This window comes from Pseudomonas sp. GW821-FHT07G10 (assembly GCF_059418545.1).
The window spans coordinates 40717-52655 of sequence record NZ_JBWKQB010000020.1 but is presented as its reverse complement, the minus strand read 5'-3'; the positions used below and the strand labels follow the sequence as shown (position 1 = coordinate 52655).

Sequence of the window (11939 nt, the reverse complement as noted above, 5' to 3'; positions counted from 1 at the left end):
GAATCACGGCCGGGATCTCCGCTACTGAATAGACAAGGAATTCAATGAAAAGCAGAACCACCTTACTGATCACCTGCTGCACGGTGTTTATGGCTCAGTTGGGCATGAGTATTTACTTACCAGCTCTGCCTGAGATTGCCCGGGAGCTGTCCGCCGGCGCCTCACAGGTTTCATGGGGTATGGCGGCGTATCTGATCGGTATGGCGATGCCCATGTTGTTCTGGGGTAGCCTTGGTGAGCGTGTTGGCCGTAAGCCCGTGTTGCTCGCGGCGCTGGGCATTTATGCGGTGGGTAATATCTTCCTGCCTGTGGGCACGACCATCGAGTCGTTTCTTGCGTTGCGTCTGGTCCAGGGTATTGGCGCCAGCGGCATTTCGGTCATGGCACGGGTACTGATACGCGACAGTTTCAGCGGTAACCTGTTGGCCAAGGCACTCTCCTGGATATCGATTTCCTTTGTCATTGCCTTGGGCATCGGCCAATACCTGGGTTCGGTATTGCAAGCAGTTTTCGGCTGGCAGGCCATCTCCCATGTGCTGGGCGGCGCGAGTCTGTTGATGGGATGGGTTGTGTCGCGAATTGCTTTTCCTGCGTTACCCAAGCGAGAACACAAGTACTCAAGCTGGCAAAGCTATTCGCGCATTCTCTACCATCGGGCTTTTCTGCTTCCGGCGCTCGCCGGTGGCCTCGGTTATGGGGTGATCATCGCCTTCAACACTGGAGCGCCACTGATACTGCAAGGTCCATTCAACTGGTCAGCCATTGAATACGGGCTCTTGGGATGGCCGATCAGCGCCGCCTATTTTCTCGGCGCAGTGGCGGTCAATAAGTTCGTGCTGCGCACAGGTCAGTGGAGATTGATGAGTTGGGGAGTGGCGCTGATAGTGGCGGGCAGTGCGACCATGCTTTTCGGCAGTCTGCCCGGGACCACGCTGGCCGTATTGTTCTGGCTGCCCTACTGTTTCGCGGCGTTCGGCCAATCTCTGAATTACCCCATCAGCCTGTCCCTGGCCAACGACGGCTCGCCCGTCAGTGGTGCCTATGCCATGGCCTTGAGCGGCTTTATCCACCAACTCATGGCGGCCCTTGTCGGTGCAATTGCCAGCCTGCTGGTGAGCCAACAGGCCTGGCCATTGGCGCTGTTGTGCACGCTGCTGGCCCTGGGCGCGATGTTCTGCGTGCGGCTCATTCCCCGCCCGCAACTCAACGAACAAAGCGTCGTATGACGCACCGCGTTTACTGCTGAACCGCTAATACCGATTCAATGGGCGCCTACAGGATCGACGGATCTGTCGAGCGGTATGTTGAGCTGGCTCAACACCCGGTCGTGATAAAGTCTGCGCCCTGCACACCTTCAGCCTTGAGACGACGAACGCGATGATGGATTTCCAGGAATTTGATGCCGAACTTGAAGACTGGAATGCGTTGCGCGCAACCACCTCGTTCACCGGCCTGCTGGTAGGTAACGGCGCAAGCCGCGCGGTGTGGGACGACTTCGGCTATGACTCGTTGTTCGAGAACGCCCGAACCGTCGAAGAAAAACCCCTGAGCCAGTCCGAGCTGAGTGTCTTCGAGGCCATGGGCACGCGCATTTTCGAGCAGGTACTGAGCGCCTTGAAGACCACCAGTCGGGTCAACAAGGCACTGGCCATCAGCTCGGCGTCGCCGCGCAATCGCTATTACGCGATCAAGGAAGCACTGATCAACACCGTGCATGCGGTGCACATTCCCTGGCGCCTGATGCAGGCCTCGAGCCTGGCGAAGATCAATCAAGAGCTGGGCAGCTACCCAACGGTATTCACCACCAATTACGACCTGCTCAACTATTGGGCGATCATGCATGATTCACCGGTCATCACGGACCTGTTTCAAGGCGCTGACTCAAGCTTCGATTTGAGCAATTCCCGGACTGATTCGGCGCGCATTCTCTACCTGCATGGAGGCCTGCATCTGGTGAGAAATTCGGACGGCACCGCACGCAAGCTGACCTCGACTGCAGGCACCCTGCTGGGCAGTTTCGCCATCAACAACACCATCAAGACCCTGGATGATGTGCCGCTGTTCATCAGCGAAGGCACCACCCAGGACAAGCTCAAGACCATCCGCAGTTCGGACTACCTGTCCTTCTGCTACGAACAGTTGCTGACCCATGAGGGCGCCCTGTGCATCTTCGGCCACAGCCTCGGCGAACAAGACAGCCATATCGTCCACGCCTTGCGCCAGGCGAAACTCAAGACCATCGCCGTCTCGATCTACCCGCGCAGTAAGGCGTTCATCCAGCATCAGAAGCGCCATTACACAACGTTGTTCGAGGGCATGGATGTGACGCTGCGGTTTTTTGATTCCAAGAGCCATGGGCTGGGCAGTCCACAGCTGTCGGTGCCGGTCGAACGCTAAAAACGCCGATTGTTCCCACGCCCGCGTGGGAACAATCGGCGATCAGGTCAAAGCACTGGCAGGGTTTTGTCCTTCACCACTGTGCTCGGCCCGTTGGCCTTGACGCTGGCAATGCCTTTGTCGCGCGCTGCATCGGAGGAGTAGGCCTCACCGCTACCGATGATCTGGTGGTTGGCGGCCGTGAGATTGAAATACGGATGACCATCCTTGGTGGCTTTTTTCTCGTAGCGTTCCGCAAGCGGGCTATTAGCCTGAACCGAGGCGATGCCACTCTCGGCTGCACTATGGGTGGTGTACAGCTCACTGGTAAGAATGATTTCGGCGTTGGCCGCTTTAAGGACAAAGCGGAACTGACCATTACTGCTTTTGCTCAACTCGTACCATCCAGACATGACGCTACTCCTGTCGACTGATAAGGATTGCTGCGCATCAGAGTAAAGACCGCGCCCAGTGTTTCGCCAATATCGCCGCGGACTTCCTGGAAGGTTATTCTGACCAAGCGTTTGGTCGCCTGATACATGCGCATCGCAATGAGGCCAGGGGCTATCCAAAAACCGGCTCTACTTCACCGCCGTGCGTACCATGCTCAACACGGGTGTCACCGTGCGCCGCTGAGCCAGATACCGCGTGCAACTGACCCGCAGGAACGAGGCGAAATTCACCACTTCACCGCGGTAGTCCATCACCTCTTCATACAGTTTGGCGATCAGTTGATTGGTGCTCATGCCATCGACCTCGGCGATTTCGCCGAGGATGTCCCAGAACTGGTTTTCCAGGCGCAAGGTGGTCACCACCCCGCAAATGCGCAGCGAGCGGGAGCGTGATTCGTAGAGAATCGGATCGGCTTTGACGTAGAGCTCGCACATACGATCTGTCTCCTACAAGGTGATCCTGGTGCCCAGCAAGCCGAGGAAACCCGCCAGCCAGCCCGGATGCGCCGGCCAGGCCGGGGCCGTCACCAGATTGCCCTGAACATGACCTTCCGTCACCGGAATATCGATAAACGTACCGCCGGCCAGGCGCACTTCCGGGGCACAGGCCGGGTAAGCGCTGCACTCGCGGCCTTCAAGAATGCCCGCCGCCGCCAGCAATTGCGCGCCATGGCAGACTGCTGCAATCGGTTTGCCGGCCTTATCGAAGGCTTGCACCAACTGCAGGACCTTTTCGTTCAAGCGCAGGTATTCCGGGGCACGGCCACCGGGCACCAGCAGCGCGTCGTAATCCGCCGCATCGACCTTGGCGAAGTCGAAGTTCAGCGCAAACAGATGCCCCGGCTTTTCGCTGTAGGTCTGATCGCCTTCGAAATCGTGGATTGCCGTACGTACGGTTTGCCCGGCGGTTTTATCAGGACACACCGCATGCACGGTGTGGCCGACCATCAGCAGCGCCTGAAACGGCACCATCACTTCGTAGTCTTCGACGTAATCGCCGACCAGCATCAGAATTTTTTTAGCGGCCATGGAAATGACTCCTCTCGCAGAAACACATGGGCAACAAGAGTATTCAAAGTAGTCCTTAATCAGCTCAGCAGGTAATAACCAGCTACTACGCACAAGCAAAAGGCTTTTTGTGGCGAGGGGCTGTGGTTTTCCAGGTAGCAATGCTGAACTGTACGGATAACTCTGCGCCCAGCTGTAAGAGCGTAAACCCGGGGTTTATGGCTAGATGAAAGCCTCTTCCGCCACTCTCGATTCTGGTTCCCGTTATGTCTTCGCGCGAAAACACCGGCATGGCCCTGGGCCTGCTCGGCGTCATCATCTTCAGCCTGACCCTGCCGTTCACACGGATCGTTGTGCAGGAAATCCACCCACTGCTCAACGGCCTCGGTCGTGCGTTGTTTGCAGCGATTCCGGCGGCGCTGTTGTTGCTCTGGCGTCGGGAAAAATGGCCAACCTGGAAACAGATCAAAGGCCTGAGCCTGGTGATCGCCGGAGTGATTCTGGGGTTCCCGGTGCTGTCGGCCTGGGCGATGCAAACGTTGCCGGCGTCCCATGGCGCGCTAGTCAATGGTTTACAGCCGCTCTGCGTGGCGCTGTATGCCGCGTGGTTGTCCCATGAGCGGCCGTCAAAAGCCTTCTGGGCCTGTGCGGCGCTGGGTAGCTTGCTGGTTTTGAGTTACGCCTTGATCAGCGGTGCCGGCAGTATTCAGGCGGGTGATTTGCTGATGCTCGCAGCGATTGCTGTCGGTGGGTTGGGCTATGCCGAAGGTGGCCGGTTGGCCAAGGAGATGGGGGGCTGGCAGGTGATCTGCTGGGCCTTGGTGCTGTCGACGCCGCTGCTGATCGGGCCGGTGACCTACCTTGCGTTGCAACATCAGGGAGAAATTTCCAGCAAGACCTGGTGGGCGTTCGGTTATGTGTCGATGTTCTCGCAGTTCATTGGCTTTTTCGCCTGGTACGCCGGGCTGGCCATGGGCGGCATTGCGCGGGTCAGTCAGATCCAGCTGCTGCAGATTTTCTTCACCATCGCCTTTTCGGCGCTGTTCTTCGGCGAGCACATCGAACCGATTACCTGGCTGTTCGCCGTGGGTGTGATCGTCACCGTGATGCTCGGACGCAAGACCAGCGTGCGCCCGGCTCAGCCAGGCACATTGCCGTCAGGGATTACGCTCAAGTCCTTTAAATAAGAAGCCCGTCGGCCTGCAACAGCGTTTCCAGGCAGTGTTCGCTGATGTTGTAGAAGGCTTTGAGCTCCTGAATCCTCACCAGCAGCTGAGCCGGGTCGACCGGCTCGGCACGCTTGACCGCCAGAATCATCTTGTTCTTGTTGGTGTGCTCCAGCGAGATGAACTCGAAGACCTTGGTCTCGTAACCACAGGCTTCGAGGAACAACGCCCGCAGACTGTCGGTGACCATCTCGGCCTGCTGCCCCATGTGCAACCCGTATTGCAGCATCGGCTTGAGCAACGCCGGGCTCTGGATTTGCAAGCGGATCTGCTTATGGCAGCACGGCGAGCACATGATGATCGCCGCACCGGAGCGGATGCCCATGTGGATGGCGTAATCGGTGGCGATGTCGCAGGCGTGCAGCGCGATCATCACGTCGATCGCGGTTGGGGCAAACGTGCGCACATCACCGTGCTGGAAGGTCAGCCCGGGATGCTCCAGCCGCGCCGCGGCGTTGTTGCACAAGGTCACCATGTCCTCGCGCAACTCGACGCCGGTCACCAGCCCTTCGGCCTGCAAGGTGTTGCGCAGGTAGTCATGGATGGCGAAGGTCAGATAGCCCTTGCCCGAACCGAAGTCCGCGACCCGCACCGGCTGATCCAGCGCCAGTGGTGAGGACGTCAGGGCATGGCTGAACACCTCGATGAACTTGTTGATCTGCTTCCACTTGCGCGACATCGCCGGGATCAGCTCGTGCTGCTTGTTGGTCACGCCCAGGTCAGCCAGGAATGGTCGGCTCAACTCCAGGAAACGGTTCTTCTCGCGATTGTGCTCCGCAGACGGCACTTCACGCTGCTGTTGAGTTTTGCCCCTGAACAGCGAACTTTTGCCCTTTTTACTGTATTCGAGCTGCACCTCGTCGGTCAGCGACAGCAAGTGTGCGTTCTTGAACGACTCCGGCAACAGGTCGGCAATCGCTGCCACACCGTCGGCCAACGAGAAATTCCTGGTGATGTCGCGAGTCTTGTAGCGGTAGACGAAGGACAGGCACGGCTGTTCCTTCACGGTCAGTTGCTTGATGATCAACCGTTGCAGATCCACCTCGGCACCGACGTACTTGGCCAGTACCAGTTTGATAAAAGAATTCTGCGCGAGACTTGTGTCCAGCAGATTCAAGAACTGCGCGTGATGATCCGGCACGAGGCTGGCGGGAGTTGCGGTGACTGACATGTAAAAAGCGCCTCGGGCGGTGCAGATCGGGAATTGGAGCGTATTTTAGGGGGGATGGGGTTTGAGGGCACGGAGTTATTTTCAGACGGGCCCGGATCGCGCAATCCAGACCCCGAATACAACAGGCCACTAGGGATCAACCAGTCGCAGCCGACGACTGGCCGGGGAATTGATGATGTGCTTGACGATCAGCCCCACCGGCACCGCCCAGGTGAGGCCGCTGGCCGGGTCAGTGACCACAGCCACGGTTTCCGAGCTGGCGGCGATATCCAGACGTCGGCGGTCATTGATGGATTTCAGCGTTCCATAGGCATGGCTAACCAGTTTTTCCGCCAGATGCATCGGCACGTTCAATCCCTGCAAGTGTTTCACCGCACGGCAGAACAGCACTTGATCGTCGGTGAGGTCATCGCGCTCATGACGGGTCAAAAATGCCTGGGCCGTGGCCAACAGCTCCGCATTCAGCTCCAGGCTCTCGCCAATGCCGCTCATGCTGACGACCCCATTTCTTTTTCCGCCGGCGGCCTGCTCACCTCCACGGGCCTTGCTGCCCGACGCAGATCGGGCCCTGCGCACGGCAACCTGACGGCCGGGTTGGGCATTCCGCTCGGGGAAAGCTCATGGGTCATCTCGAACTCTGCCCGAACTGACCAGCCGCATGCCTCCGACGTACATTGCAGGTACGCCACACGCAGGAAAATATGTCTGCCTTCGCTGGTTCGAATGCGCATCCGATTCAAACAGTGCGGGCAAACCATTTTGTAGGTACTCATACGTGACTCTCGTTCGTTAGTTGGTGGCAATCAACTGGATCAAACGCAATACTATTTAAAGCATTGACCGATCCAGCCCGGCCCTGCGGATAACGTTCGCCAGACAAAAGGAAATGAAACTGGCAGGCGCGTAGTTGGTATGCGTAACGGCTGCGGGAAATTTCCCTGATACTATTAGGAAGTTTCAACATTAAGTTCGTCTGATTCATAGTTGATGGTTGATTACACATATAAAAACATACTCATTACGCATAAATTAGGCACTCAAAACGAATAAGTCAAAAGGAAGAGGCTCAAATTGCGTAGCAAAAAATCACAAGCTGTTCTCACTCGATTAAAACTGATCACCGGCACGAGCACCGATGCAGCTTTATCTTCAGCGTTGAAAATCAGCCCTCAAACCCTCAGCAGCTGGAAAGGACGTGACAGCACGCCATACGCAATATGCATAGACATCGCACAAACTCGCGGCATTTCCCTTGACTGGCTGTTGCTTGGCGAAGGGCCGATACAGCGGCACGTGGAAACCAACGCCACTGACGTTTCTCAAGAAGGCACCACGCGGGAAAATACAATTCTCGCGTTGTGGCGGCAGTTGAACGAAGACGATCAGTCCGCCATACAGAGTGCACTGGAAGAGAAAAGGCGTCTGCGGGATCTGGAACTCAAACTTGCAGAAATCACTTCTACCCTGTCGACTCTCCAATACTCGCTCGACTCGCAAAAGTCATAGAGGTTCACTTCCCCCCTTTAAGACGCCGGATAATCTCTCCGAGATTGGCGCCGTCAACCCACTGCATCGCTTTGATGCTGATCGGTATGACCATCAATGCGCACAGGAATGCAGCGACACCACTGGTCAGGAAAGGGGCGAGTGGCAACGTCACCGGGGTGAACAGGTAGCCGACGCCAGCGGACAACAACAATGAACCTATACGCTGCCAAGCCTTGAGGTTTTTCCGGGTGGTGGTGACTAACCAGGCCCCAAGGGCCGCTCCAAACAGTGCTTCGCCATCGATCGGCGGCAGTGTCGCTGCAACGCCCAACCCAAGTAACAGTCCGCTGATGCTGCTGTAGGTCGAATCAGTCATGCTCATGGGCCTCTCGTTCGATGCTTCCCATGGAGATAATCCCCAGTTCGATGGCCTTGAGCACTGCCGCGCTGCGCGAGCTGACCGCGAACTTGCGGCGAATATTGGAGAAATGAAAGTTGATCGTGGCTTCTGAGCAACTCTGAATCCGTGCGATTTCCCAAGAGGTTTTCCCTTGAAAACTCCATTGCAGAACTTGCGTTTCTTTAGGCGTCAGCCTGACAGGAGTGTTTTTATCGGCCCCATAAGGCAGACCACGGCAGACGACGGGATCATCCGCTTGACGGTATGACATGATGCAAATTCCCTCTATAGCCGAACGCCTGTGTGCAGAGCGTTCATCAATAGAGAGAGATATTGGATACACGCCTGGCCCCCGGCAACGCACCGAGGTTGTAGCGCCGCAAGGGACAAATCCGGGGGCAGAGGCCTACCTGAGAATCACCAACCTATTTGGCAATTCATTGCGCACATGGGTCACCGGCACATGCACCTTGAGCAGTTCACCGCAGGCTTCGATACAGGTGATGAACCCCTGCAAGGTCTGGCCCTGTTTCACTTGCTGGGTAAAGACGGCGACGATGGCATCCCAGCATTTGTTGTCCAGGCGTTTGGAAATGCCCTCGTCCACCAGGATTTCGACATAACGCTCCGCCTCGCAAACAAAAATCAGCATGCCGGTGCTGCCGACGGTGTGATGCAGGTTCTGTTCGAGGAACTGCCGACGCGCCAGGTTCGAGGCGCGCCAATGGCGTACCGAGCGCGGGATCAAGTGGGTGGTAATCCTGGGGATCCGGAACAGCAGGCAGAGAATGATAAAGCTGACCCACTGCACCAGCAGCAACGTATGCATGTTCATCCAGCCGGACAGGTAGTGCACGACGCCCGGCACGATCAGCGCCAGCAGGCTGGCCCAGAGCAGCGGAATATAGGCATAGTCGTCGGCCCGGGCAGCGAGAACGGTGACCAGTTCGGCATCGGTGTATTGCTCGACCCGCGCAATCGCTTCGGCGACCTTGCGCTGTTCGTATTCACTCAGTAACGCCATGTCTTCGAATACTCATTCATTATTTTTAGTACCGCGAGGATGAAGTCGCGCCACGCTGATGCGGTTTTCGGTGCCTTCAATTTGCGATTGCAGGGCCAGAAAGTTCTGGTTGGCCTTTGAGGTCCGGATAGCGCTCGGAAACCGCCATCAAACGGCTGAGGGCGCCGCTCAACTGGTCCTGAGCCTGCTGGAACTGCTTGAATTTTTCCGGGTCGTCCAGAATGCTGGCTTCGACCTGGATCGAGGTGACACGCCCTTGCACAACCCTATGGAATGGAACTAGCGACCCTTTACATCGAGCTCTTGGGGCATAATCTACTGCCACCACTGGATTGCATCGAGCCAATCAGCTAAAAGATGCCCTGCGCGAAAAAGCGTTCAGAAGTGTGCTGCATTTATCCGAACAACAATAGTCGCTCCCTAAATTTTGGCTATCCAGCGCGTTTCAACTGCGACTGCTTATAAGCCAGCGAGAATAATATTCATGAAGAAGTTGTGTTTGCTGGGCCTTGTTATCAGTCTGGCCAGTCACTCTGTATTGGCCGACACAAATCCCGCACCCATTGAGAACAAGGACGCCTTCATCGCCAACCTGATGAAGCAAATGACCCTCGATGAAAAGATCGGCCAGTTGCGCCTGATCAGCATCGGCCCGGAAATGCCCCGCGAGATGATCCGCAAGGAAATCGCTGCCGGGCGCATCGGCGGCACGTTCAACTCGATTACCCGTCCGGAAAACCGTCCGATGCAGGACGCGGCGATGCGCAGCCGGCTGAAGATCCCGATGTTCTTCGCCTATGACGTGATCCACGGTCACCGGACGATCTTCCCGATCAGCCTGGCCCTGGCCTCGAGCTGGGACATGGACGCGATTGGCCTGAGCGGGCGCATCGCCGCCAAAGAAGCCAGTGCCGACAGTCTCGACATTACCTTCGCGCCGATGGTCGACATCTCCCGCGACCCACGCTGGGGCCGCACCTCAGAAGGTTTCGGTGAAGACACCTACCTGGTGTCGCGCATTGCCAAAGTCATGGTCAAGGCCTTCCAGGGCGCTAGCCCGAGCGCAGCGGACAGCATCATGGCCAGCGTCAAACACTTTGCCTTGTACGGCGCGGTCGAGGGCGGTCGCGACTACAACACCGTGGACATGAGCCCGGTCAAGATGTACCAGGACTACCTGCCACCCTACCGCGCGGCCATCGATGCCGGCGCCGGCGGAGTGATGGTCGCCCTGAACTCGATCAACGGCGTCCCCGCCACCGCCAATATGTGGCTGATGCAGGACCTGTTGCGCAAAGAGTGGGGCTTCAAGGGCCTGGCGGTCAGCGACCACGGGGCGATTTTCGAGCTGATCAAACATGGCGTCGCCCGCGACGGTCGCCAAGCCGCGAAGCTGGCGATCAAGGCCGGCATCGACATGAGCATGAACGACACGTTGTATGGCCAGGAACTGCCGGGGCTGCTGAAGTCCGGAGAGATTGCCCAGAGCGATATCGATAACGCGGTGCGTGAAGTGTTGGCCGCCAAGTACGACATGGGCCTGTTCAAAGACCCGTACCTGCGTATCGGCAAGGCCGAAGACGATCCGGCCGACACCAATGCCGAAAGCCGCCTGCACCGCAGCGAAGCCCGCGACGTGGCCCGCCGCAGCCTGGTGCTGCTGAAAAATCAGGGTGAAACCCTGCCGCTGAAAAAGACCGCCAAAATCGCACTGGTCGGCCCGCTCGCCAAAGCGCCGATCGACATGATGGGCAGTTGGGCCGCCGCTGGCGTGCCGGCCCAGTCAGTGACCCTGTTCGACGGCATGACCCGCGCGCTTGGCAATCAATCGACGCTGATCTACGCCCGTGGCGCCAACATCACGTCTGACCAGAAGGTCGTCGGTTACCTGAACTTCCTCAACTTCGATGCCCCGGAAGTGGTCGACGATCCGCGCTCGGCAGCGGTAATGATCGATGAAGCGGTCAAAGCCGCGCAGCAGGCCGATGTGGTTGTGGCTGCGGTCGGCGAGTCCCGCGGCATGTCCCACGAGTCTTCGAGCCGCACCGACCTGAACATCCCGGCCAGCCAGCGCGAGCTGATCAAGGCCCTCAAAGCCACCGGCAAACCGCTGGTGCTGGTGTTGATGAACGGCCGCCCGCTGACCATTCTCGATGAGAAGGAACAGGCCGATGCGATCCTCGAAACCTGGTTCGCCGGCACCGAGGGCGGCAATGCGATTGCCGACGTGCTGTTCGGCGACTACAACCCGTCCGGCAAGTTGCCGATCAGCTTCCCGCGTTCGGTGGGGCAGATCCCGACTTACTACAACCACCTGAGCATCGGCCGTCCGTTCACTCCCGGCAAGCCAGGCAACTACACCTCACAGTACTTCGACGACATCACCGGCCCCCTGTACCCGTTCGGTTACGGTTTGAGCTACACCGACTTCAGCCTGTCCGATATGGCGCTGTCGGCCACTACCTTGAACAAGACCGGCAAGCTCGACGCCAGTGTGAAAGTTAAAAACACCGGCAAGCGCGATGGCGAAACCGTGGTGCAGCTGTATATCCAGGATGTCACCGGCTCGATGATCCGTCCGGTCAAGGAGCTGAAGAACTTCCAGAAAGTGATGCTCAAGGCTGGCGAAGAGAAAGTCGTGCACTTCAGCATCGAAGAGAACGACTTGAAGTTCTACAACACCCAGCTGAAATTCGCGGCCGAGCCAGGCAAATTCAACGTGCAGATCGGCCTGGATTCCCAGGACGTAAAAGAACAGAGTTTCGAGTTGTTGTAAAACCGCGACAGGCCTTGG

At 57.7% G+C, this 11939-nt stretch carries 14 protein-coding genes and 1 pseudogene; 5 read left to right on the top strand and 10 right to left on the bottom strand.

Going from position 1 to position 11939, the window contains the following annotated elements; all coding sequences use genetic code 11:
- Positions 1-44 precede the first annotated feature (44 nt).
- A complete protein-coding gene (locus AC07O1_RS20705) occupies positions 45-1226 on the top strand; it encodes an MFS transporter (RefSeq protein WP_495089950.1) in 1182 nt (393 codons plus the stop codon).
- Between the two features lie 151 nt (positions 1227-1377).
- Positions 1378-2397, top strand: coding sequence for a DUF4917 family protein (locus tag AC07O1_RS20700; protein ID WP_495011558.1), 1020 nt, complete (start codon positions 1378-1380; stop codon positions 2395-2397).
- Positions 2398-2444: 47 nt separating this feature from the next.
- On the opposite strand, the gene AC07O1_RS20695 is transcribed toward AC07O1_RS20700, so the two are convergent.
- The 3 genes from AC07O1_RS20695 to AC07O1_RS20685 all read right to left on the bottom strand — a co-directional run bounded on the left by AC07O1_RS20695 (position 2445) and on the right by AC07O1_RS20685 (position 3857).
- A complete protein-coding gene (locus AC07O1_RS20695) occupies positions 2445-2789 on the bottom strand; it encodes a YegP family protein (protein ID WP_494994493.1) in 345 nt (114 codons plus the stop codon).
- Positions 2790-2957: 168 nt separating this feature from the next.
- Positions 2958-3263, bottom strand: a complete 306-nt coding sequence (locus AC07O1_RS20690; RefSeq protein WP_495011557.1) for a ribbon-helix-helix domain-containing protein — start codon at positions 3261-3263, stop codon at positions 2958-2960.
- Between the two features lie 12 nt (positions 3264-3275).
- Complete coding sequence (locus AC07O1_RS20685; RefSeq protein ID WP_494994491.1) at positions 3276-3857, bottom strand: DJ-1/PfpI family protein; 582 nt, start codon at positions 3855-3857, stop codon at positions 3276-3278.
- A 245-nt stretch (positions 3858-4102) separates the two neighbouring features.
- Between AC07O1_RS20685 and AC07O1_RS20680 the strand changes: the two genes are divergently transcribed.
- Entirely contained in the window at positions 4103-5023 is a 921-nt protein-coding gene (locus AC07O1_RS20680; protein ID WP_494994490.1) for a DMT family transporter, read from the top strand.
- On the opposite strand, the gene AC07O1_RS20675 is transcribed toward AC07O1_RS20680, so the two are convergent.
- The 3 genes from AC07O1_RS20675 to AC07O1_RS20665 all read right to left on the bottom strand — a co-directional run bounded on the left by AC07O1_RS20675 (position 5016) and on the right by AC07O1_RS20665 (position 7006).
- A complete protein-coding gene (locus AC07O1_RS20675) occupies positions 5016-6233 on the bottom strand; it encodes a class I SAM-dependent methyltransferase (RefSeq protein WP_494994489.1) in 1218 nt (405 codons plus the stop codon). The two genes, AC07O1_RS20680 and AC07O1_RS20675, sit on opposite strands and share 8 nt — an antisense overlap.
- A 129-nt stretch (positions 6234-6362) precedes the next feature.
- Complete coding sequence (locus AC07O1_RS20670) at positions 6363-6725, bottom strand: hypothetical protein (RefSeq protein ID WP_495024428.1); 363 nt, start codon at positions 6723-6725, stop codon at positions 6363-6365.
- Positions 6722-7006, bottom strand: coding sequence for an Ogr/Delta-like zinc finger protein (locus AC07O1_RS20665; RefSeq protein WP_495089949.1), 285 nt, complete (start codon positions 7004-7006; stop codon positions 6722-6724). Before AC07O1_RS20665 ends, AC07O1_RS20670 begins: the two co-directional genes overlap by 4 nt.
- A gap of 298 nt (positions 7007-7304) precedes the next feature.
- Between AC07O1_RS20665 and AC07O1_RS20660 the strand changes: the two genes are divergently transcribed.
- Positions 7305-7739 (top strand): helix-turn-helix domain-containing protein, encoded by a 435-nt coding sequence (locus AC07O1_RS20660; RefSeq protein WP_495089948.1) that lies wholly within the window; start codon positions 7305-7307, stop codon positions 7737-7739.
- Between the two features lie 4 nt (positions 7740-7743).
- Here AC07O1_RS20660 and AC07O1_RS20655 read toward each other — a convergent pair whose 3' ends face one another.
- The 4 genes and pseudogenes from AC07O1_RS20655 to AC07O1_RS20640 form a co-directional block, all read right to left on the bottom strand.
- Positions 7744-8103: a putative holin gene (locus tag AC07O1_RS20655; RefSeq protein WP_494992763.1), complete on the bottom strand. Its 360-nt coding sequence runs from the start codon at positions 8101-8103 to the stop codon at positions 7744-7746.
- Positions 8090-8392 (bottom strand): LuxR C-terminal-related transcriptional regulator, encoded by a 303-nt coding sequence (locus tag AC07O1_RS20650; protein WP_495089947.1) that lies wholly within the window; start codon positions 8390-8392, stop codon positions 8090-8092. Before AC07O1_RS20650 ends, AC07O1_RS20655 begins: the two co-directional genes overlap by 14 nt.
- A gap of 135 nt (positions 8393-8527) precedes the next feature.
- Positions 8528-9145 carry a TPM domain-containing protein gene (locus tag AC07O1_RS20645; RefSeq protein WP_495089946.1) on the bottom strand — a complete coding sequence of 206 codons (618 nt, stop codon included), beginning with the start codon at positions 9143-9145 and terminating at the stop codon, positions 8528-8530.
- A 45-nt stretch (positions 9146-9190) separates the two neighbouring features.
- A pseudogene (locus AC07O1_RS20640) lies at positions 9191-9404 on the bottom strand (LemA family protein); the annotation flags it as partial.
- A gap of 225 nt (positions 9405-9629) precedes the next feature.
- Here AC07O1_RS20640 and bglX point away from each other — a divergent pair.
- Positions 9630-11921 (top strand): beta-glucosidase BglX, encoded by a 2292-nt coding sequence (bglX, locus tag AC07O1_RS20635; protein WP_495024696.1) that lies wholly within the window; start codon positions 9630-9632, stop codon positions 11919-11921.
- The last annotated feature ends 18 nt before the right edge of the window (positions 11922-11939 follow it).